This is a genomic window from Streptomyces thermovulgaris (assembly GCF_002155915.1).
Taxonomy (GTDB): Bacteria; Actinomycetota; Actinomycetes; order Streptomycetales; family Streptomycetaceae; genus Streptomyces; species Streptomyces thermovulgaris.
The window spans coordinates 1-20,548 of sequence record NZ_MUME01000070.1; the positions used below are offsets into that span (position 1 = coordinate 1).

Consider the following 20,548-nt stretch of genomic DNA (forward strand, 5'->3'; position numbering starts at 1 on the left):
GGCCGGGCGGCGGAGGACACGGGCGACGGCGGCGGGTTCACGGTCCGGCTCGCCAACTTCGAGGGACCGTTCGACCTGCTGCTGCAGCTGATCTCCAAGCACAAGCTCGATGTCACCGAGGTGGCGCTCTCCCGGGTCACCGACGACTTCATGGCGCACATCCGGGCGATGGGGCCGGACTGGGACCTGGACGAGACCACCGAGTTCCTGGTCGTGGCGGCCACCCTGCTCGACCTGAAGGCCGCCCGGCTGCTGCCCGCCGCCGAGGTGGAGGACGAGGCCGACCTGGCCCTGCTGGAGGCCCGGGACCTGCTGTTCGCCCGGCTGTTGCAGTACCGGGCGTACAAGCAGGTCGCCGAGATCTTCGGCCGGCGCCTGGAGGAGGAGAGCCGGCGCCACCCGCGCACCGTCGGACTGGAGCCGCACCACGCCGCGCTGCTGCCCGACGTCGTCATCAGCATCGGCCCGGAGGGCTTCGCCCGGCTCGCGGTCAAGGCGATGCAGCCCAAGCCCCCTCCGCAGGTGTACGTCGACCACATCCACGCCCCGCTGGTCAGCGTGCAGGAGCAGGCCGGGATCGTCGCCGCCCGGCTGCGCGAGCTGGGCGAGGCCAGCTTCCGCACCCTCGTGGAGGACACCGGCGACACGCTCACCGTCGTGGCCCGCTTCCTCGCGCTCCTCGAGCTGTACCGGGAGAAGGCCGTCGCCCTGGAGCAGGAGACGGCCTTCGGCGAACTCCTCGTGCGGTGGACCGGGGGGGACGGGGAGGCACTGCCCCTGGCGACCGACGAGTTCGACCGGCCGCCCGGAGAGACCGAGAAGTCCGCGGAGTCCGCAGAATCCGCGAAGTCCGGGAAGGAGAAGAAGGCGTGAGCGAGCAGAGCACCGGACAGGGCGTCGCCGACCTCGAGCTCAAGCCCGCCCTGGAGGCCGTCCTCATGGTCGTGGACGAGCCCGCCACCGAGGAGCACCTGGCGAAGATCCTCCAGCGGCCCCGGCGGCGGATCGCGGACGCCCTGCGCGAACTGGCCGACGAGTACACCGTGCAGGGCCGCGGCTTCGAACTCCGGCACGTCGCCGGCGGCTGGCGCTTCTACACCCGCCCCGAGTACGCCGCCGCCGTGGAGAGCTTCGTGCTCGACGGCCAGCAGGCCCGCCTCACCCAGGCCGCCCTGGAGACCCTCGCCGTGGTCGCCTACCGCCAGCCGGTCAGCCGCAGCCGGGTCTCGGCCGTGCGCGGGGTCAACTGCGACGGCGTCATGCGCACCCTGCTCCAGCGCGGTCTGATCGAGGAGGCGGGCACGGAACGCGAAACAGGTGCGATCCTGTACAGGACGACGAACTACTTCCTGGAGCGGATGGGCCTGCGCAGCCTGGACGAGCTCCCGGAGCTCGCGCCCTTCCTCCCGGAGGCGGAGGCGATCGAGGCCGAGACCCAGGAAGGCGTGCCGTCGTTCGACCCGGACGCACCCGACGTGCCCGGCGGTCAGAACGCAGACGACTAAGACGGAACATCGATGCGAAGCAGCGGCAGGAACAGCGGACGCGGCAACTACCGCGGAGCCGGCAACAACCGGGACGAGCGGCAGGGGCGGGGACGTCCCCGCAGGCCCCGCCCCGAGGAGCGCCGCTACGACGTGGGCCCCGGCGCCGCCAGGGGCGGCCCGAGGACGGGGCGCGGGGGAAGTGGCCCGAAGAAGGCGGACAAGTCGCGGAGCGGCCGTACGGTCCCCGCCCGTTCCCGTGAGTACGAGGCGCGGCTCGAGGAGCGCAACCGCGAGCGGTACGCCGGCCGGAAGGAGATCAAGCTGCCCAAGACCTTCCCCGGCGCCGAGCAGGAGGGCGAGCGGCTGCAGAAGGTCCTCGCCCGCGCCGGATACGGCTCGCGCCGTGCCTGCGAGGAGCTGATCGAGCAGGCCCGGGTCGAGGTCAACGGCGAGATCGTCCTGGAGCAGGGCCGCCGGGTCGACCCGGAGAAGGACGAGATCAAGGTCGACGGCCTGACGGTGGCCACGCAGTCCTACCAGTTCTTCGCGCTGAACAAGCCCGCCGGGGTCGTCTCCACCATGGAGGACCCGGAGGGCCGCCCGTGCCTCGGCGACTACGTCACCAACCGTGAGACGCGTCTGTTCCACGTCGGCCGTCTGGACACCGAGACCGAGGGCCTCATCCTGCTCACCAACCACGGCGAGCTGGCCCACCGTCTGACCCACCCCAGGTACGGCGTGCGCAAGACCTACCTCGCGCACATCGTCGGCCCCATCCCGCGCGACCTGGGCAAGAAGCTCAAGAACGGCGTCCAGCTGGAGGACGGCTACGCGCGCGCGGACCACTTCCGGGTCGTCGCCCAGACCGGCAAGAACTACCTGGTCGAGGTCACCCTCCACGAGGGCCGCAAGCACATCGTCCGCCGTATGCTCGCCGCCGCCGGCTTCCCGGTCGACAAGCTCGTCCGCACCGGCTTCGGTCCCATCACCCTCGGCGACCAGAAGTCGGGCTGGCTGCGCCGCCTGACCAACACGGAGGTCGGCAGGCTGATGCAGGAGGTGGACCTCTGAAGGCCCGGGCCCGGCCCGGGCCGGATCAGGCCGGGCCGGGGCGGGCCGCCCCGCAGGCCGACGCATGCCGGACGCGATGCAGGAAGTCCTCCACGCGCCGGCGGTCGGGCTCCTCGGGAAGGGGCGAGCGGGCGGCGGCCTCCTCGGTCTGCGCCGCCAGGCGGGTCATCCAGGACTCGACCACCGGCCACGGGACCTCACCGCGCCCGACCGACAGCAGCCGGTCGCGCCCGTCGCCCACGTCGAGGGTCAGCCGGCCCGTGCGCAGCAGGTCACGGGCACTGGCCAGCAGCCGCAGCAGATGCATGGCGTGCTTCCAGCGCGGGACGCCCCGCCCGCGCAGGGAGGCCTCCAGCCTGCGGCGCTGGCCGAGGGCGTAGCCGGTGAAGGTCTCGTACACCCGCCGGGACAGGAACGCCTCGCGCAGGGCGAGCAGCTCACGGCCCGTGTCGTCGGCGTACTCGACCAGCGGCGAGTGCAGGCACTCCAGGGCGGTCGGATTGGCGCGCAGCGCCAGTGCGCAGAAGCGCTCCAGCTCCCAGCTGAACTGTTCGGGCAGCGGACCGTCCACATGCGTGGGGGGCTTCTCGAAACGCCAGAACAGAGCGGTGGGTGCGAGGAAGACACCCCGGCGGTCCGTGTCACTGTCCTCCGTCGCCAGCCCGAAGGCCCGCGAGCCCATGACACAGGAGTAGACGGTGTGGTCGCGCACCAGGTCCTCGGGCTGCATGCCCGGGAGCGTACGCGGATTCCCGCACCGGGCCGAGGGAATTTCCCTCCGCCGCGACCGGCCCGGCGAGCGGTGGAGGGTGCGCCCGGCCGCAGGCCACGGAGCCGTCGGGCGCCGTGAAGCCGCCCTTCCCGGGCCCTTCCCGTGTTCTTTCCCCGGGCCCTTCTCCGTGCTCTCCCTCGTGCCCTCCTCCGCGCCCTCCCGGTCGCCGTCTCAGCGGACGGGCGTCGCCCGCCCGGCGCGCGCGATCTGTCTAGGCTGGGTGACCGAGAGCCGACGCACACATCAGCGACGCGACATCAGCACGCGACATCAGCAAGGAGCAGTGCCGTGGCGGTACGAGCGGTCCGGGGGGCCGTCCAGCTGGAGCGGGACGAGGCCGGCCACATGGAGGAGCAGGTCGGAGCCCTGCTCACCGCCGTCCTGGAACGGAACGGCCTGACCGCCGACGACCTGATCAGCATCTGGTTCACGGCCACGCCCGACCTGCACAGCGACTTCCCGGCCGTCGCGGCCCGCAAGCTCGGCATCACCGACGTACCACTGATCTGCGCCCAGGAACTGGACGTCGAGGGGGCCATGCCCCGGGTCGTCCGCCTCCTCGCACACGTCGAGTCCGACCGGCCGCGCTCCGAGATCACCCATGTCTACCTCGGCGCCGCAGCCGCCCTGCGCAAGGACATCGCCCAATGAGAACCGCTCTTGTCATCGGCACTGGACTCATCGGCACCTCGGCCGCCCTGGCCCTCGCCCGGCGCGGTGTGGCCGTGCACCTCGACGACCACGACCCGGAGCAGGCCCGTACGGCCGCCGCGCTCGGCGCCGGCACGGACAAGGCCCCGGACGGTCCCGTCGACCTCGCGGTCGTCGCCGTCCCGCCGGCCCATGTGGCCCGGGTGCTCGCCGAGGCCATGCGCGGGGGCGTGGCCCGCGGCTATCTGGACGTGGCCAGCGTCAAGGGCGGCCCGCGCCGCGAGCTGGAGTCGCTCGGCCTGGACCTGACCGCCTACATCGGCACCCACCCCATGTCGGGCAGCGAGAAGTCCGGCCCGCTGGCCGCGACCGCCGACCTCTTCGAGGGCCGTCCCTGGGTGCTCACCCCCACCCAGGACACCGACACCGAGGTCCTCAACCTCGCCCTGGAACTGGTCTCGCACTGCCGTGCGGTGCCGGTCGTGATGGACGCCGACGCCCACGACCGCGCCGTGGCCCTCGTCTCCCACATGCCGCACCTGGTCTCCAGCATGGTCGCCGCACGTCTGGAGAACGCCGAGGAGGCGGCCGTGCGGCTGTGCGGCCAGGGCATCCGGGACGTGACCCGGATCGCCGCCTCCGACCCGCGGATGTGGATCGACATCCTGTCCGCCAACCCCGGACCGGTCGCCGACCTGCTCTCCGAGATCGCCTCCGACCTGGACGAGACCGTCCGGGCCCTGCGCGCCCTGCAGTCCGCCGACGAGGTCAAGCGCCGCGAGGGCAGCACCGGCATCGAGGACGTGCTGCGGCGGGGCAACGCCGGCCGGGCGCGGGTGCCCGGCAAGCACGGGACCGCGCCGCACGCGTACGAGGTCGTCGCCGTCCTCATCGACGACCAGCCCGGTCAGCTGGCCCGCATCTTCGCGGACGCGGGCATGGCCGGGATCAACATCGAGGACGTGCGCATCGAGCACGCCACCGGGCAGCAGACCGGCCTGGTGCAGCTGATGGTCGAGCCGAAGGCGGCACCCGTGCTGACCGCGGCCCTGCGGGAACGGGGCTGGTCCATCCGCCAGTGACCTCGGTGAGAGGGGCTTCGGGAAGCCAGTAACCTTGTGCGGGGCGCCCCTGTGACCGGCGTCCCCGCACCCCCGTCCACCACCCTTCACCAGGAAGGTGCCCCGCTGTGGAAAACGGCGCCGCCCGGACCGCCCAGCCCGTGATCGTCGCCATCGACGGCCCCTCCGGCACGGGCAAGTCGAGCACGTCGAAAGCCGTCGCCGCGCAGCTCGGTCTGAGCTACCTGGACACCGGCGCCCAGTACCGGGCGATCACCTGGTGGATGGTGACCAACGGGATCGACACCGAGGATCCCTCCGCGATCGCCGCCGTGGCCGGCAAGCCCGAGATCGTCTCCGGCACCGACCCGGCCCACCCGACGATCACCGTCGACGGCGTGGACGTGTCCGGCCCGATCCGCACCCCGGAGATCACCGCCAAGGTCAGCGCCGTCAGCGCCGTGCCGGAGGTGCGGGCCCGGATCACCGAGCTGCAGCGCTCGCTGGCCGCCTCCGCCAAGAACGGCATCGTCGTCGAGGGCCGGGACATCGGCACCACCGTGCTGCCGGACGCCGATGTGAAGATCTTCCTCACCGCCTCCCCGGAGGCCCGTGCCGCCCGCCGCAGCGGCGAGCTGAAGGGCGCGGACGTGGAGGCCACCCGTGAGGCCCTGATCAAGCGGGACGCCGCCGACTCCAGCCGCAAGACCTCGCCGCTGGCCAAGGCCGAGGACGCGATCGAGGTGGACACCACCGACCTGACGCTGGCGCAGGTCGTGGAGTGCGTCATCACGCTCATCGAGGAAAAGCGGGCCGCGAAGTGAGCCGTCCGCCGGAGCGTACGACGGACCTTCCGTCCGAGCGCGGTGCCGACATCGGCCGGCGGCTCGGCGCCGGCGTGATGCACGGCCTGTGGCGCCCGCGTGTGCTCGGCGCCTGGAAGGTGCCCGCGGCCGGTCCGGCGATTCTCGCCGTCAACCACACGCACAACATCGACGGCCCGATGGTCCTGGGCGTCGCGCCCCGGCCGGTGCACTTCCTGATCAAGAAGGAGGCGTTCGTCGGCCCGCTGGCCCCCTTTCTGACCGGGATCGGCCAGCTGAGGGTGGACCGCCACGCCGTCGACCGCACGGCGGTCGTCCGCGCCCTCAAGGTCCTGGAGCGCGGCGGGGTCCTCGGCATCTTCCCCGAGGGCACCCGGGGCGAGGGCGACTTCGCCTCCCTGCGCGCCGGGCTCGCCTACTTCGCCGTCCGCAGCGGGGCGCCGATCGTGCCGGTGGCGGTGCTGGGAAGTTCCGAGCGGCGCGGGCGGTTGATAAAAGGGCTGCCTCCGCTGCGCTCCCGCATCGACGTCGTCTTCGGCGCCCCGTTCGAGGCCACCGAGGAGATGCAGGGTCCCGGTGCGGGCGGGACCGGACGGCGTACGCGGCAGGTCCTGGACGAGGCGACCGCCCACATCCAGAAACGGCTCACCGCCCACCTGGAAAACGCCAGGCGCCTGACCGGGCGTTCGGCCACACTTGAGTAGTGGATCACCGCGGACCGGCGGGATGCCACCGACCACCACGAGGAACGACGAGGTACGGGACTTCATGAACGACCACAGCCAGCCCGGCGGCTCGGCCGAGCGCGAGCACGATCACGGGGCGCTCGGCGACGCCGAGTACGCGGAGTTCATGGAGCTCGCCGCGGACGAGGGCTTCGACCTGGAGGACATCGAGGGAGCCATCGAGGCGGCGGGCCATGGTCCGCTGCCCGTGGTCGCCGTCGTCGGCCGCCCCAATGTCGGCAAGTCGACCCTGGTCAACCGCATCATCGGCCGCCGTGAGGCGGTCGTCGAGGACACCCCGGGGGTGACCCGCGACCGTGTGACCTACGAGGCCGAGTGGTCGGGCCGCCGCTTCAAGGTCGTCGACACCGGCGGCTGGGAGCAGGACGTCCTCGGCATCGACGCCTCCGTCGCCGCCCAGGCCGAGTACGCCATCGAGGCCGCCGACGCGGTCGTCCTCGTCGTCGACGCCAAGGTCGGTGCCACCGACACCGACGAGGCGGTCGTACGGCTGCTGCGCAAGGCGGGCAAACCGGTGGTGCTGTGCGCCAACAAGGTCGACGGCCCGAGCGGCGAGGCCGACGCGGCGTATCTGTGGTCCCTGGGCCTCGGCGAGCCGTACCCGGTCTCGGCGCTGCACGGCCGCGGCACCGGCGACCTGCTGGACCGTCTCCTGGAGGTGCTGCCCGAGGCGCCGCGCGAGACCTTCGCCGGGACCGGCATCGGCGGGCCGCGCCGGGTCGCGCTGATCGGCCGGCCGAACGTCGGCAAGTCCTCGCTGCTGAACAAGATGGCCGGCGAGGAGCGCGTCGTCGTCGACGAACTGGCGGGCACCACCCGCGACCCGGTCGACGAGCTGATCGAACTGGGCGGCAAGACCTGGAGGTTCATCGACACCGCCGGCATCCGCAAGCGTGTCCACCTCCAGCAGGGAGCCGACTACTACGCCTCGCTGCGCACCGCGGCCGCCCTGGAGAAGGCCGAGGTCGCCATCGTCCTGATCGACGCCTCGCAGAGCATCTCGGTGCAGGACCAGCGGATCGTCACCATGGCCGTCGAGGCGGGCCGCGCACTGGTCATCGCCTACAACAAGTGGGACACCCTCGACGAGGAGCGCCGCTACTACCTGGAGCGGGAGATCGAGAGCGATCTCGCCCAGCTCTCCTGGGCCCCGCGCGTGAACATCTCGGCGCGCACCGGGCGGCATGTGGAGAAGCTGGTCCCGGCGATCGAGACCGCGCTGGCCGGCTGGGAGACCCGGGTGCCCACCGGCCGTCTCAACGCCTTCCTCGGCGAGCTCGTCTCCGCCCATCCGCACCCGGTCCGGGGCGGCAAGCAGCCGCGCATCCTGTTCGGCACCCAGGCCGGCACCAAGCCGCCGCGGTTCGTGCTCTTCGCCTCCGGCTTCATCGAGGCGGGCTACCGGCGCTTCATCGAGCGCCGGCTGCGCGAGGAGTTCGGCTTCGAGGGCACCCCGATCCAGATCTCGGTGCGGGTCCGCGAAAGGCGCGGCGCGAAGAAGAAGTAGGAAGAAGGCAGAAGAAGCAGCCGGAGCGAAAGGGCGGCCTCCCAAGGCCGGGAGGCCGCCCTTTCGTGCGCCGGTGCGTCAGACTCCGCCCCGGCGCGGGCCGGGCGGCAGCGCCGCCGGCGCATGCCGGCTCCCGGTGTTCTGCCGGCCGATCGTCCCGACGCGCTGCCACTGCGTCTGGTGCCGACCGGTGCCGTAGGCGCTCGTACTGGAGGTGCTGTACGTGCTCGAGCCCGTGTCGCGCGGGAGGTTCCCGAAGGGGACGAAGCCCAGGTTCTCCTCACCGCTGCGGTCGCCCGGCAGCGTTCTGAAGGATTTGACGTACTCGGCGTAGAGCGCGTCGTAGATCGGCGTGGCCGAGGGGCCGCCGTGGGGGTCCTGGGCCGGCCGCACCGGGGAGAGCTCCCGGTCCGACGAGCGGGGCCGGGAGCCCGGCGAGGGGAGCGGCGGGTAGGACTGGCGGGGAACGTCATATGCGTGCACGTATGTGCAAACGACCCTGGGCCGGAAGGGATGCGGCCCGGAGCCCGTCGATGAACTCCCGCCTGTCCCAGGGCAGCTGACGCTCAGGTCCCGGCGAGCGGCAGCGCCGCCGCGACCAGCCGTCCGCCGGCCGCGGCCTTGTCCAGCGCCTCCCGCAGCAGGTCCTCGCGCGGCTGACGGCCGATGGAGCCGACCGGCGCCGCGAACATCAGTACCTGCTGGTGCTTGTTGGCCGCCGTCCGCCAGCCGTCGGTGACCTGGAGCGGCTGGTGCGCCTGCCACCAGGCCACCGGTCCGCCGCCGTTCGCACCGGGCTGGAGCACGGCGTGCAGCCGGCCCATGGCGAGCAGCACCGACCAGCCGTGCAGCACGGGCGGTACGGAGGAGATCTCGGTCACCGGCAGGAAGCCCTGTTCGACGAGCAGGGGGAGGAACTCGTCGTGGGGGCTCAGTGAGCCCGGGCGCGCGATGGGCGAGGTCGGCTCGACGACCAGGGCGGGGTGCAACTCGTCGGCGACGAGGACGAGCCCGCTGGTCACCCCGAGCACGGCCTGCTCCGGAACGGCCCTCGGGGGCACGGCCGGTCCGGGGGCGGGGTACCCCGGCGCGGTCTGCCCGGGCACGGCCTGCTGCGGCGGGACCTGGGCGGGCACCCTGCCCATGGCGCCCGCGTCGGCGCTGATGGAGCGAGCCGCGCCGCGCAGCTGCTCCTCGGTGACCTGGACGACCTGCGAGGGCAGGCAGGTGGCGTGGGCGAAGGCGAGGACGGCGGTCTCCTCCCCGACGAACAGGACGGTGCTGGTGCGCTCCTGTTCGCAGTCGCCCGGAGTGCGGCAGGACGTGCAGTCGTAACGGGCCGGAGCGCTCTCTCCGGTGAGCAGCCGGTCGGCTTCTTCGTCGCCGATCTCGGCGCGTACGGCGTCGCTGACGTCGAGCATGCGCGGCACGATTGGCTCCCTCGGGGTGCGGGTGCATGGCGGGACCGGGAGCTCCCGGCCCATGAACCGGGAGGGCCCCCGGCTCATGAAGAAGACAACGGGCGATCTGTGGTGGGAGTCACGCCCTCCGCCGAACGGAATCGAACCGTCCTGCGCACAGGGTCACCTCGGGCCCGGAATCCGGCACTCATCGTCAACACCCTGAAAAATCAAGGGGCTTGATCAGGTGAAGTGGGTCACAGATCGCTCGCGCGCATGGTTGATAAATCATGAAATAAGCAGATGAAGTGGGTGGCCGAAAAAAGTCGTTACCTCTGGTAACCGTCAACTGGCCTGCTCGAACAGGAAGTTGGTTGCTCCGGCAGCTGCCCGCTCCTTACATTCCTCGGCCGTGTGCAACGAGCACCGCTCGGGTGCGTCCGCCGACCGAGCCGAACCGGCACCACTCGGCTCGGTCCCTTCCGGCGGACGGGGCGGGTGCGCCGGCCGCGTCCATGCGCGGCGGGCACGCCTCGCCTTTGGGGGGTCCCGGGTCCTTCGAGAGGGATTCACATGTCCGAATGTGCCGATAAGAGCCACGACACCACGCACGACGACGTCACCACGCACGACAACGTCCGCAGGACGCGGACGACGGCGGCTTTCGCCGGAGCGGCGCTGCTCGTGCCGCTCGGACTGGCAGCCGTGACCGGCAACGCTCACGCAGCGGACGGCGGAGTGTGGGACCGCATTGCCCAGTGCGAGAGCGGCGGCAACTGGCACATCAACACCGGCAACGGCTACTACGGGGGGCTGCAGTTCTCCGCCGGCACCTGGCGCGCCTACGGCGGCACGGCCTACGCGCCCACGGCCGACCGGGCCACCAGGGCCCAGCAGATCGAGATCGCCACCAGGGTCCAGCGGGCCCAGGGCTGGGGCGCGTGGCCGGTCTGCTCGGCCCGGGCGGGGGCCGTCGGCAGCGCACCGAGGACCGGATCGGGCTCGGCGGGGGCCGGAGCGGCGTACACGTCCGGCAAGCCGGCCAGGACAGGGGGGTCGCAGAAGACCAGGAAGACGCAGGCAGCACCGTCGCAGCGGTCGTCGAGGGCACCGGCGCACGACACGGGCCGCGCCCACCGCGGTGCCTCCCGCGGCAGCTACACCGTCCGCGCGGGCGACACGCTGAGCGGCATCGCCGCCCGGTACGGGACCACCTGGCAGCGGCTGTACGCCGCCAACAGGTCCGTCATCGGCGATGACCCCGACCTGATCGTGCCCGGGCAGCGCCTCGTGCTCTGAGCCGCTCCCCTCCTGCCCGGAGCACCGGGTCCCGTCCGGTCCCCGGCCGGACGGGACCCGTCCGCGACGGGCACCGTGCGGCGCCGCCGCACGGTCCGCGGTGCGCACCGCACCCGCCGGCACCCCGCCGGCGGTCAGGACGGCTCGCGGCCGGCCTGATGCCGTTTCGGCCCGGGCTGCGGAGCCCGGCCGGCGCACTCGGGATGGTGCAGGTCGAAGGCCGGGGACTCCGAGCGGATCCGCGGCAGGGTGACGAAGTTGTGCCGGGGCGGCGGACAGGAGGTCGCCCACTCCAGGGAGCGGCCGCAGCCCCAGGGGTCGTCGACCCCGGCCCTTCGGCCGCACCGGGCGGCCCTCCACACGTTGCGGAGGAACGGCGGCGTCGACAGGCCGAGCAGGAACGAGCCGATCGTCGACAGGGTGTTCAGGGCGGTGAGGCCGTCCGGGGCGGGACAGTCGGCGTACCGCCGGGGCATGCCCTCCGTGCCCGGCCAGTGGTGCACCAGGAAGGTGAGGCGGAAACCGGCGGACAGCGTCCAGAAGTGGATCTTGCCCGGGCGCTCGTCGAGCATCCTGCCGGTCCGCTTCGGCCACCGGAAGTGGAAGCCGGCGGACATCGCGAGGACGACCGTGCCGAAGACCACGTAGTGGAAGTGGGCCACCACGAAGCAGCTGTCGGTGACGTGGAAGTCCAGCGGCGGCGGGGCGAGGACCACCCGGGTCGGCCCGCCGAACAGGAACGACACCAGGAAGCCGGTCGCCCGCAGCATCGGTGTCGCGAAGGACGGCGACCCCTTGATCATCGTGCCGGTCCGGTCGAAGGACTTCACCCCGGTCGGCACGGCGATCAGAACACGAGCGACGTGATCAGGCAGAGGTGGCCGATCTTCTTGTGGTCGGCGGTCGCCGGCCAGTCGACCACCAGCCCGCCCAGCCGCTTGCCGGACGCCGGCCGCCTGGCCGCCACGGTCCGGGTCCCCATCGCTCGCCCTCCGCTCCTCGCGCACGGGTCCGCCGCGGCCCGCGGCCGGCCGCCGGGGCTCCTGTCGGGATGCGTGCGTGACCGCGTGCCGCGACAGGGGATACGGGGATTCTGTGCCGCAGTGGTGAATTTCCTATGCGGTGCCGGCTTCCGCAAGTCGGTCCGGGCACGGAATACGAGGGCGGCCGGGCGGGACCCGGAGGCTTCTCCCCGGCATTTTCCCGGCCTTTCGGATGCCGGACGGGGCGCCGGGAATTACGGTCGGACGATTGCGGAAGGTGTTCGGAATCGCCCGTACGTGTGAGGAAGCGAGGCCGATTCACGGTCACGTTTCTGTGACCGAAGTGTGACAGCCGAGACGAATGAGACCGGTGTGATCCAGGTGCCGCGGCGGGCTTCCCCCGCCGCGGCCCAGGGCCTAGCGTGGCGGTATGGCACCGATTCCCACTCCGCCGACGGAGCCCCAGGACAGTCCGGACCGCTACATCGGCCTCGAGGCCGGGCAGGCCGAACGGCTCGCACGCGAACGGGGCTGGAGCACGGTGCGGTCACTGCCGCCCGGCACGATCATCACCATGGAGTACCGGGTCGGCCGGATGAACTTCGAGGTCAAGGACGGCCGTGTGAGCCGCGCCTGGAAGGGCTGAACCGCCGCCGGCCCCGGCCCGGCGGCTGTCCTGCCGTCACCTGCCGGTCAGCGGACGGGACGCCGGGGCCGTGCCGCGCGCGTGCCGGTCGGAGTGCGCCGGCCGGCGGCTGCCGGCCGGGACGGCCGGCGCGCAGTCCGGACGGGCCGGGTGACGGCCCGGGACGAGATGGGCCGAGGTCCGGGAGGCACGGCCGGCGCCGACCGTCTCGCGGTGCGCCGGAGCCTTCTCCGGGACGGACGGACGCGGTGCGAGCACCTCGGGCGCACCGACGGGGGCGACGGCCGGTGCGGGCACCGGCACCCGGCGGCCACGGCGGGCACGCCAGCGGTCGCGCAGGTCGAACAGGGCGGTCTCGGTCCTCGCGATCAGCGGCTCGAACCACGGCAGCGCCAGGAGGATCAGCAGTCCCGCGGCCCAGCCGAGGAGCACATCGCTCAGCCAGTGCGTCCCCAGGTAGACCGTGGTGAGGCCGACGCCGAGCGCGGTCACCGCCGACAGCGCCGACAGCCAGCGGCGCGCCGTCGGGGTGGAGGCCAGATAGGCCAGGATGCCCCAGGTCACCACGGCGTTGGCGGTGTGGCCGCTGGGAAATATGTCGCCGCCCAGGCCCATCTCGTTGGAGCCGATGACGGTGGCGTAGTGGGGGCCGAGGCGTCCCATGCCGATCTTCGCGGCGCCGACCGTGACGTTCAGCAGCAGCAGCGAGACGGCGAGGACGAGCAGCGGACGCAGCATGTGCTGCCGCCACGACCGCCAGCCCAGCCAGGCGGCGACCATCACCGCGGTGGGACCGCGCTGGCCCAGCACCACGTAGTAGTCGAGGAACGCGTGGAACTCCGGCCACTGCTGGTACGGACGGAAGAACATGATCCGCCAGTCGAGCCGGACCAGCCACGAGGTGGTCACCACGGCCCAGACGATGGCCATGTAGAAGGCCAGGGTCGCCGAGAAGAGCACGAACCGGTGACGGCTCATCCGCGGCACGTCGATGTGCGCCGGCCGTTGCGGCTCACGGTCCAGCCGGGCGAACAGCCGGTCCAGGCGGGTGAGGGTTCCTTCGGTACGCACCTGATCGACGTTACAGCGAGTGAGCGCGGAACCCGGACGCAGCACGGGCTTTGTGATGACGATGTGATGTGGGATTGCTCTCAACGAGGCTTTGTTTACCGTGAATTAAGTAATCCCCGGTGGTGCTTGTCCGTATTTCCCTTCGGTCATTCGAGCGGATGCTTGTGCCGCGTTTATGAATGCGCCCGGCGAACGCCCCGGTGGAATTCGGCGCCGTGCCCCCTCCCGCGCCGTCCGGCTCCGGTCACGGGGGACCGGAGCCGTTCAGCCAGGACGCCCCGTACACCGCCGAGGCCACCGCGACACCGCCCACCACCAGCGCCGACCGGACGGGACGCGCCCGGGCGAGGGCCAGGGCGAGCGGCAGCAGCAGCGGGAAGGCGGGCAGCAGCAGACGCGGCTTGGAACCGAAGTAGCTCGACGTACCCAGGGCGAGCGCGGTGACGACACCCGAGTACACCAGCAGTACGAGCGGCTGCCGCTGCCGTACGCCGACGGCGTACAGCCCCAGCACCGCGGCGACCCCGACGATCAGCCCGAGCCCGGCCGGGGCCGACGGAAACGACGTCAGCATGCCGGCGACGAAGCGGGCGAAGGCGTACCCGCCGTCGAAGCCGTTGCGCCAGCCGGCCTGGACGTCCAGATAGCCGAGGGGGCCCCTGCCGGTGCGGTGGCCGACCCACAGGGCGTAGCCGAGGGTGCCGAGCGGAGCGAGCAGAAGGGCGAGCACACGGGGTGCGCCGCCCGCCGCCGGCGCACCCCCGTCGCGCAGGAACGACGCGTCCCGGGCGCGCAGGAACGATGCACCCCGGGTGCGTAAGAGCAGCGCACCCCGGGTGCGTGAGAGCGGCGCGTCCCGGTCGCACAAGCCGCGCAGGAACGAGGCGAGCGCCGCTGCCCACACCGCCGCGACCACCGCGAGACCCACCGGACGGGTCAGCCCCGCCAGGGAGGCCAGGACACCCGCCGTCACCCAGCGGCCGGCCAGCACGGCGTACAGCGTCCAGGCGGCGAGCGCCGTGAACAGCGACTCGCTGTACGCCATCGACTGCACGATCCCGACCGGCAGCACCGCCCACAGCAGCACCGCCCAGACGCCCACGTTGCCGCCGTCGCCCCCCTTCCGGAGCCGGGGCCGCGCCCGGTCCTCCCAGGAGGGCGCCGGCCCCTCCTCCCGCCGGCCGTACACCCGGTCGGCCACCGCGAAGATCCCCCAGGCGGCGGCGAGCGAGGCCACCAGGCTCACCACGAGGCCGGCGTCGGCGCACGACAGCGGGCCCGCCGAGGCGAGCAGCCGCTCCAGCCACGGCAGCAGCGGGAAGAAGGCGAGGTCGGAGTGGACGTCCCCGTTGGGCAGACGCACCTCGTGGCCGTAGCCCCGTTCGGCCACCCCGGCGTACCAGAGGGCGTCCCAGCGGGCGGTCAGCAGGGTGTACGCGTCCTTGCCGTGCGCGGTGCTCCACCACACCAGGACGAGAAGGCCCACGGTGCGGACGGCCGCGTACCCGAGGAGCGCCGGCGCGGCCCGGCGCAGGACGACGGGAAGAGCCGGCGCCATGCGCGTCACAGGATCGATCACCGGCCGATTATCGAGTGCACACGCAAACAGGCCGGCCGACACGGCGTGCCGGCAGGGGAAGTGGCGCACGACACACAAGGGAGAGGTGTGCTTCAAGAGGGGTGGTCATGCGTCACTCGCGTGGACTCGCGTACGCTGCGTGTCACTCGTCAAACCGTTGCGCGGGTCGGAGACCACCGCTCATCTCCGGCCGAGCTGCGGGAGTCCCCGTCCCGCGGACCCGCCGGTCACGAGGGCACATCTGGGAGGTACACACATGTCCGGGACGACCGCGGCTGCCGCTCGGCCGCGCCGTCGGGCAGCCGGAACCGGTGCCAACCGCTGGGTCGTCCTGACCGTTCTGTGCACCAGTCTGCTGCTGGTCGCGGTCGACGCGACCGTACTGCATGTGGCGGTGCCCGCGGTCACCAAGGACCTGCGGCCCGGCGCCATCGAACTGCTCTGGATCGTCGACAGCTACCCCCTTGTCTGCGCCTCGCTGCTGATCCTCTTCGGCACGCTGGGCGACCGGGTGGGCCGCAGACGCATCCTGCTGCTGGGGTACGCCCTGTTCGGCGTCGCCTCCGCCCTGGCGGCCTTCGCCCCCACCCCCCAGGTGCTGATCTTCGCGCGGGCGCTGCTCGGCGTCGGCGGCGCCATGATCATGCCGGCCACGCTGTCGCTGTTGCGGCAGGTGTTCCCCGACCGCCGTGAAAGAGCGCTGGCCATCGGTGTCTGGAGCGCGGTCGCCGCGGTGGGCGCGGCGATCGGGCCGCTGCTGGGCGGCTTTCTGCTGGAGCACTTCTGGTGGGGGTCGGTCTTCCTCGTCAACATTCCGCTGATGCTGGTGAGTCTGCCGGTGGGCCGGCTGCTGCTGCCCGAGTCGACCGGCGACGGCAACGGGCCCTGGGACGTGGTCGGCGCGATGCTGGCGGCGGCCGGGCTGTTCGGCGTGGTGCTGGGCGTGAAGCGGTTCGGCGACGGGGAGGTGCTGAGCCTGCTCACCGTGGTGCCGCTGGTGGCCGGAACGGCGCTGCTGGTGGTGTTCGTACGGCGGCAGCGGCGGCGGGCGCATCCGCTGGTGGACCTGAGCATGTTCGCGCACCCGGCGTTCAGCACGTCGGTGGGCTGCATCGTGCTGGCCATGCTGGCGCTGGTCGGTCTCGAGCTGATCGCGGCGCAGTATCTGCAACTGGTGCTGGAGCTGTCGCCGTTGCGGACCGGGCTGCGGCTGCTGCCGCTGACGTTCGCCGCGATGGCGGCCGGACTGGCCGGGGCGAGGATGCTGCGCCGCTTCGGGCCGCGGCGGATGGTGTCCGCCGGGTTCTGCCTGACCGCCGGCGCGGTGGTGGTGCTGACCGGGATGGGCGCGCAGGACAGGCCCGTGCTGCTGCTGTGCGGCTTCGTGCTGCTCGGGTTCGGTCTGGAGACCACGCTGTTCGGGGCGTACGAGTCGATGCTGAGCGAGGCGCCGCCGGAGCAGGCGGGCGGAGCCGCGGCGATCGGCGAGACCTCCTACCAGCTGGGTGCCGGGATGGGCATCGCGCTGCTCGGCACGGTCATGAACGCCGCGTACGCGCCGGGGGTCGCGCATGTGCCGGGCGTACCGGCGCCGGCGTCGAAGGCGGCGTCGCACTCGCTGGGGGAGGCGTACGGGGTCGCCGCACAGCTGGGCGGAAGCGCGGGGGAGGCCCTGCGCCGGGCGGCGCGGGACTCCTTCGTGCACGGACTGCATGTGACCTTGCTGGTGAGTGCGGGCCTGTTGCTGCTGGGGGCGGTGATGGCCCTGCGGCTGCCGCGGTCGATGCACTGCGAGACGGCGCCGGCCGGGGTGCCCGCGCAGCGCAAGCCCGAGAAGCCCCGTGTCTCGGCGTGACCGTGCGTCCTTGCCCCGCTCGTTTCCCCATCCGCGTACGGCCCTTGGGGAGCCCTGGAGGAGGAAGGCCGCCGACGGGGACGGAAGGGACGCGGAGGACGGGGGAGATGCGGGGGGGATGCGGGCAGATGCGGAAAGACGTGCGGAGGGGGCGCTGGACGCGGGCCGTACCGCGTCGTAGCGTCGGGCCGTTGTTGCGAGCCGGCGGTGCCGGCCGTCCTCGTCCGAACCCGGTGAGAACCAGTCGGAGGTGCCCATGCCCCCGTTCGACCCCGCCGATCCCCTCGGGATCGACGATCTGCTGACCCCGGAGGACCTGGCCGTCCGCGACACCATGCGGAACTGGGCCGCCGACCGCGTCCTGCCCCATGTCGCCGAGTGGTACGAGAAGGGCGAGCTGCCCGTCCTCCGGGAGCTGACCCGGGAGCTCGGCTCCCTCGGCGCTCTTGGGATGTCGCTCAGCGGCTACGGCTGCGCCGGCGCCAGTGCCGTCCAGTACGGGCTGGTCTGCCTGGAGCTGGAGGCGGCCGATTCCGGCATCCGTTCCCTGGTCTCGGTCCAGGGCTCCCTCGCCATGTACGCGATCCACCGCTTCGGCAGCGAGGAGCAGAAGCAGGAGTGGCTGCCCCGGATGGCCGCCGGCGAGGTGATCGGCTGCTTCGGGCTGACCGAGCCCGACCACGGCTCCGACCCGGCCTCCATGCGCACCTACGCCAAGCGCGACGGCACCGACTGGGTGCTGAACGGCCGCAAGATGTGGATCACCAATGGTTCCGTGGCCGGTGTCGCCGTCGTCTGGGCGCAGACCGAGGACGGCATCCGCGGCTTCGTCGTCCCCACGGACACCCCCGGCTTCTCGGCCCCCGAGATCAAGCACAAGTGGTCCTTGCGCGCCTCCGTCACCAGCGAGCTCGTCCTCGACGAGGTGCGGCTGCCGGCCGATGCCGTGCTGCCGGAGGTCACCGGGCTGCGCGGTCCGCTCACCTGTCTGTCCCACGCCCGCTACGGCATCGTCTGGGGTGCGATGGGCGCGGCCCGCTCCTGCTTCGAGGCCGCCCTCGACTATGCGACGTCACGCGAGCAGTTCGGCAAGCCCATCGGGGGCTTCCAGCTCACCCAGGCCAAACTCGCCGACATGGCGGTCGAACTGCACAAGGGGATTCTGCTCGCCCATCATCTGGGGCGGCGGATGGACGCCGGCCGCCTGCGCCCTGAGCAGGTCAGCTTCGGCAAGCTCAACAACGTGCGGGAGGCGATCGGGATCTGCCGTACGGCGCGCACCATTCTCGGGGCGAACGGAATTTCCCTCGAATACCCCGTGATGCGGCACGCGACCAATCTGGAATCGGTGCTCACCTATGAGGGAACCGTCGAGATGCACCAGCTCGTGCTGGGCAAGGCGCTCACCGGACTCGACGCCTTCCGGTGAGGCCGGGGCGGGGCGGGGCCGGTGTGCGGCCCTGCCTCAGCTCTGGTTGAAGAACCCGTCCGACCGGTGCGCCGCCGGGGCTCCGCTGACGATCTCGGTGTCGGCGGGGGAGAGGAGGAACACGCGGGTGGAGACGCGGTCGATGGAACCGCGCAGACCGAAGACCAGCCCGGCCGCGAAGTCGACCACGCGCTTGGCGTCGGCGGGCTCCATGGACGTGAGGTTCACGATGACGGGCACGCCCTCGCGGAACAGCTCGCCGATGGCGCGGGCGTCCCGGAAGCTGTCCGGGGTCACCGTGCCGATCCGGCGGCCCTTTTCCTCGGGGGGGTCCGCGGCCACCTTCACCCGGGGATCGGTGACCCAGGCGTCCTCGGAGTCGGGGCCCTCGGAGTAGTCGTCGTCGTAGTAGCGCTCGTCATCATTGTCGTCGACGAGGCCGAGCCACGCACTCGCCTTGCGTACCGATCCCATGGACGCCTCCTCTCACAGCGGTCATTCTTCCTTTCCGCATCCCTATGGTCATCCATGATGCTGACAACGCGCCAAGTGAATAGGCGCCGCGCGGGGGGTTTGTGACGGTACTGGTGCACGGCGAATCCGTCGAGAGCCCGTGTGCCCCAAGGGCGATGCGTGGCACAGGTGCTGACGGAGAGTGAAATATGATTGTCCCCCAATGTGCGCGTGCACACGGGTGAAGTGCGGTGCGTACGGGTGAACGAAGGGGGCGAAGCGAGGCGACGGTTTCACGTCGTACGCCTCCAGGGGGACAACCGCCGTCGGCGGACGCCCGGCCGTCCGGAAGAGAAGGGCACTCGGCCGTCCGGGAGAGAAAGCGCGTGTGACCGGAGGAACAAGTTCCGGACATCCCGGGGATCGGACGGCCGACGGCGACATGGCCGCACTCGTCCCCGGTCGATCCGGACGGGAGGGTTCTTTCCCGGCCTCCGGCCGGGCGTTGATTCACGTCGGCCACACACTGCTCTCGCGAATCACACACAGTCACGCGGCTGAAAGGTGCCCTTGTGCCGACCGGTCGTTCGACCGAATACTCCCCCACAGCGCTTGTCAGGAGCACGGCATGTTCGGGACCCGGACGCCGGGCTGCTGACTGCGCCTCACGGCCCGGACCCCACGCGGGCCCCCGACTTCCTTTGTGGAGGAATGAAAAAGTGAGGATCAAGCGCACCACTCCCCGCAGCGGCATGTCGAGACGGACTCGGCTGATCGCCGTCGCATCCGGACTCGTGGCCGCAGCCGCGTTCGCCGTCCCGAGCGCCAACGCGGCCGACACGCCGACGACCTTCAGCGCGGCCCAGCTCACCAAGGCGAGCGACTCCGTGCTCAAGGCCGACATCCCGGGCACGGCCTGGGCGATCGACAGCAAGACCAACCGGGTTGTCGTCACGGTCGACAGCACGGTCTCCCAGGCTGAGATCAACAAGATCAAGCAGCAGGCGGGGAGCAACGCCGGCGCTCTGACCATCAAGCGCACCCCGGGCAAGTTCACCAAGCTGATCCAGGGCGGTGACGCCATCTACGCGAGCAGCTGGCGCTGCTCCCTCGGCTTCAACGTCCGTTCCAGCAGCGGCACCGAGTACTTCCTGACCGCCGGTCACTGCACCGACGGCGCGGGCACCTGGTACGCCAACTCCAGCCGCACCACGGTGCTCGGCACCACGGCGGGCTCCAGCTTCCCGGGCAACGACTACGGCATCGTCCGGTACACCAACTCCTCCGTCAGCCGGCCCGGCACCGCGAACGGCGTGGACATCGTCGGTGCGGCCACCCCGAGCGTGGGCGCCACCGCCATCCGTGACGGCTCCACCACGGGTACGCGCAGCGGCCGGGTCACCGCCCTCAACGCCACGGTCAACTACGGCGGCGGCGACATCGTCTCCGGCCTCATCCAGACCAACATCTGCGCCGAGCCCGGCGACTCCGGCGGCCCGCTCTACTCCAGCAGCGGCATCGCCTACGGTCTGACCTCCGGCGGCAGCGGCAACTGCACCGTCGGCGGCACGACCTTCTTCCAGCCGGTCACCGAGGCGCTGAGCGCCTACGGCGTCCAGGTCTACTGACGCCCCGGGCCGGGCCGCCGACCGCGCGGCCCGGCCTCCGTTCCGCCGTCGCACCCGCCGAGGACCCCGTCCCTGCGCGCGCAGGG

Annotated in this window: 20 protein-coding genes and 1 pseudogene; 13 read left to right on the forward strand and 8 right to left on the reverse strand. The window is 72.0% G+C overall.

The features are described 5' to 3' along the window. From CCN35_RS07590 to CCN35_RS07600, 3 genes are all read left to right on the forward strand, one after another. A partial coding sequence (locus tag CCN35_RS07590) for a segregation and condensation protein A (protein ID WP_107501032.1) occupies positions 1–873 on the forward strand: 873 nt, incomplete at its 5' end. Between the two features lie 65 nt (positions 874–938). Beyond that, positions 939–1,505, forward strand: a complete 567-nt coding sequence (gene scpB, locus CCN35_RS07595) for an SMC-Scp complex subunit ScpB (protein WP_425444285.1) — start codon at positions 939–941, stop codon at positions 1,503–1,505. Positions 1,506–1,517: 12 nt separating this feature from the next. Continuing rightward, positions 1,518–2,558 carry a pseudouridine synthase gene (locus CCN35_RS07600; protein ID WP_067397909.1) on the forward strand — a complete coding sequence of 347 codons (1,041 nt, stop codon included), beginning with the start codon at positions 1,518–1,520 and terminating at the stop codon, positions 2,556–2,558. Positions 2,559–2,583: 25 nt separating this feature from the next. Here the strand turns inward: CCN35_RS07600 and CCN35_RS07605 are convergent, their stop codons facing one another. Then, positions 2,584–3,288: a nucleotidyltransferase domain-containing protein gene (locus CCN35_RS07605; protein WP_086791939.1), complete on the reverse strand. Its 705-nt coding sequence runs from the start codon at positions 3,286–3,288 to the stop codon at positions 2,584–2,586. A gap of 330 nt (positions 3,289–3,618) precedes the next feature. Between CCN35_RS07605 and aroH the strand changes: the two genes are divergently transcribed. From aroH to der, 5 genes are all read left to right on the forward strand, one after another. Beyond that, positions 3,619–3,981, forward strand: coding sequence for a chorismate mutase (aroH, locus tag CCN35_RS07610; protein WP_067397899.1), 363 nt, complete (start codon positions 3,619–3,621; stop codon positions 3,979–3,981). Continuing rightward, positions 3,978–5,063 carry a prephenate dehydrogenase gene (locus tag CCN35_RS07615; protein ID WP_086791941.1) on the forward strand — a complete coding sequence of 362 codons (1,086 nt, stop codon included), beginning with the start codon at positions 3,978–3,980 and terminating at the stop codon, positions 5,061–5,063. The genes aroH and CCN35_RS07615 overlap by 4 nt, the downstream gene beginning before the upstream one ends. 107 nt (positions 5,064–5,170) lie before the next feature. Next, on the forward strand, positions 5,171–5,866 hold the full coding sequence (cmk, locus tag CCN35_RS07620) for a (d)CMP kinase (protein ID WP_067397894.1): 696 nt from the start codon (positions 5,171–5,173) through the stop codon (positions 5,864–5,866). After that, a complete protein-coding gene (locus CCN35_RS07625) occupies positions 5,863–6,570 on the forward strand; it encodes a lysophospholipid acyltransferase family protein (RefSeq protein ID WP_067397893.1) in 708 nt (235 codons plus the stop codon). Before cmk ends, CCN35_RS07625 begins: the two co-directional genes overlap by 4 nt. Before the next feature lie 64 nt (positions 6,571–6,634). Further along, the gene (gene der / locus CCN35_RS07630) at positions 6,635–8,119 is read left to right on the forward strand and encodes a ribosome biogenesis GTPase Der (RefSeq protein ID WP_086791943.1); all 1,485 of its coding nucleotides are present in this window, start codon (positions 6,635–6,637) and stop codon (positions 8,117–8,119) included. Positions 8,120–8,197: 78 nt separating this feature from the next. Here the strand turns inward: der and CCN35_RS07635 are convergent, their stop codons facing one another. After that, the gene (locus tag CCN35_RS07635; protein WP_086791942.1) at positions 8,198–8,602 is read right to left on the reverse strand and encodes a hypothetical protein; all 405 of its coding nucleotides are present in this window, start codon (positions 8,600–8,602) and stop codon (positions 8,198–8,200) included. Between the two features lie 83 nt (positions 8,603–8,685). Then, positions 8,686–9,549, reverse strand: coding sequence for a hypothetical protein (locus tag CCN35_RS07640; RefSeq protein ID WP_067397889.1), 864 nt, complete (start codon positions 9,547–9,549; stop codon positions 8,686–8,688). A gap of 543 nt (positions 9,550–10,092) precedes the next feature. Here CCN35_RS07640 and CCN35_RS07645 point away from each other — a divergent pair. Next, the gene (locus CCN35_RS07645; RefSeq protein ID WP_067397887.1) at positions 10,093–10,818 is read left to right on the forward strand and encodes a LysM peptidoglycan-binding domain-containing protein; all 726 of its coding nucleotides are present in this window, start codon (positions 10,093–10,095) and stop codon (positions 10,816–10,818) included. Positions 10,819–10,952: 134 nt separating this feature from the next. Here the strand turns inward: CCN35_RS07645 and CCN35_RS07650 are convergent. Next, positions 10,953–11,669, reverse strand: a pseudogene (locus CCN35_RS07650) (cytochrome c oxidase subunit I); the annotation flags it as partial. Beyond that, positions 11,666–11,800 carry a hypothetical protein gene (locus CCN35_RS29950; RefSeq protein WP_268877208.1) on the reverse strand — a complete coding sequence of 45 codons (135 nt, stop codon included), beginning with the start codon at positions 11,798–11,800 and terminating at the stop codon, positions 11,666–11,668. The gene CCN35_RS29950 and the pseudogene CCN35_RS07650, both read right to left, overlap by 4 nt. Positions 11,801–12,231: 431 nt before the next feature. Between CCN35_RS29950 and CCN35_RS07655 the strand changes: the two genes are divergently transcribed. Next, positions 12,232–12,447: an I78 family peptidase inhibitor gene (locus CCN35_RS07655; protein WP_067397886.1), complete on the forward strand. Its 216-nt coding sequence runs from the start codon at positions 12,232–12,234 to the stop codon at positions 12,445–12,447. A 36-nt stretch (positions 12,448–12,483) separates the two neighbouring features. Here CCN35_RS07655 and CCN35_RS07660 read toward each other — a convergent pair whose 3' ends face one another. Beyond that, positions 12,484–13,518 carry a phosphatase PAP2 family protein gene (locus CCN35_RS07660; protein ID WP_067397884.1) on the reverse strand — a complete coding sequence of 345 codons (1,035 nt, stop codon included), beginning with the start codon at positions 13,516–13,518 and terminating at the stop codon, positions 12,484–12,486. Between the two features lie 244 nt (positions 13,519–13,762). Next, positions 13,763–15,097, reverse strand: coding sequence for a hypothetical protein (locus tag CCN35_RS07665; protein WP_425444284.1), 1,335 nt, complete (start codon positions 15,095–15,097; stop codon positions 13,763–13,765). A gap of 256 nt (positions 15,098–15,353) precedes the next feature. On the opposite strand from CCN35_RS07665, the gene CCN35_RS07670 reads away from it, so the two are divergent. Both CCN35_RS07670 and CCN35_RS07675 read left to right on the forward strand, forming a co-directional pair. Then, a complete protein-coding gene (locus CCN35_RS07670) occupies positions 15,354–16,952 on the forward strand; it encodes an MFS transporter (RefSeq protein ID WP_067397881.1) in 1,599 nt (532 codons plus the stop codon). 256 nt (positions 16,953–17,208) lie between these two features. Continuing rightward, the gene (locus CCN35_RS07675) at positions 17,209–18,381 is read left to right on the forward strand and encodes an acyl-CoA dehydrogenase family protein (RefSeq protein ID WP_067397879.1); all 1,173 of its coding nucleotides are present in this window, start codon (positions 17,209–17,211) and stop codon (positions 18,379–18,381) included. A gap of 36 nt (positions 18,382–18,417) precedes the next feature. Here CCN35_RS07675 and CCN35_RS07680 read toward each other — a convergent pair whose 3' ends face one another. Further along, positions 18,418–18,855 (reverse strand): cell division protein SepF, encoded by a 438-nt coding sequence (locus CCN35_RS07680; RefSeq protein ID WP_067397878.1) that lies wholly within the window; start codon positions 18,853–18,855, stop codon positions 18,418–18,420. 698 nt (positions 18,856–19,553) lie between these two features. Between CCN35_RS07680 and CCN35_RS07685 the strand changes: the two genes are divergently transcribed. Beyond that, on the forward strand, positions 19,554–20,462 hold the full coding sequence (locus tag CCN35_RS07685; protein WP_067397877.1) for a S1 family peptidase: 909 nt from the start codon (positions 19,554–19,556) through the stop codon (positions 20,460–20,462). The last annotated feature ends 86 nt before the right edge of the window (positions 20,463–20,548 follow it).

Bases quoted from the DNA above. Each gene is read 5' to 3' on its own strand.
- CCN35_RS07675 (WP_067397879.1), top strand. From the start codon at position 17,209: ATGCCCCCGTTCGACCCCGCCGATCCCCTCGGGATCGACGATCTGCTG.
- CCN35_RS07680 (WP_067397878.1), bottom strand. From the start codon at position 18,855: ATGGGATCGGTACGCAAGGCGAGTGCGTGGCTCGGCCTCGTCGACGAC.
- scpB (WP_425444285.1), top strand. From the start codon at position 939: ATGGTCGTGGACGAGCCCGCCACCGAGGAGCACCTGGCGAAGATCCTC.
- CCN35_RS07645 (WP_067397887.1), top strand. From the start codon at position 10,093: ATGTCCGAATGTGCCGATAAGAGCCACGACACCACGCACGACGACGTC.
- CCN35_RS07670 (WP_067397881.1), top strand. From the start codon at position 15,354: ATGTCCGGGACGACCGCGGCTGCCGCTCGGCCGCGCCGTCGGGCAGCC.
- CCN35_RS07605 (WP_086791939.1), bottom strand. From the start codon at position 3,288: ATGCAGCCCGAGGACCTGGTGCGCGACCACACCGTCTACTCCTGTGTC.
- der (WP_086791943.1), top strand. From the start codon at position 6,635: ATGAACGACCACAGCCAGCCCGGCGGCTCGGCCGAGCGCGAGCACGAT.
- CCN35_RS07655 (WP_067397886.1), top strand. From the start codon at position 12,232: ATGGCACCGATTCCCACTCCGCCGACGGAGCCCCAGGACAGTCCGGAC.
- CCN35_RS07615 (WP_086791941.1), top strand. From the start codon at position 3,978: ATGAGAACCGCTCTTGTCATCGGCACTGGACTCATCGGCACCTCGGCC.
- CCN35_RS29950 (WP_268877208.1), bottom strand. From the start codon at position 11,800: ATGGGGACCCGGACCGTGGCGGCCAGGCGGCCGGCGTCCGGCAAGCGG.
- CCN35_RS07600 (WP_067397909.1), top strand. From the start codon at position 1,518: ATGCGAAGCAGCGGCAGGAACAGCGGACGCGGCAACTACCGCGGAGCC.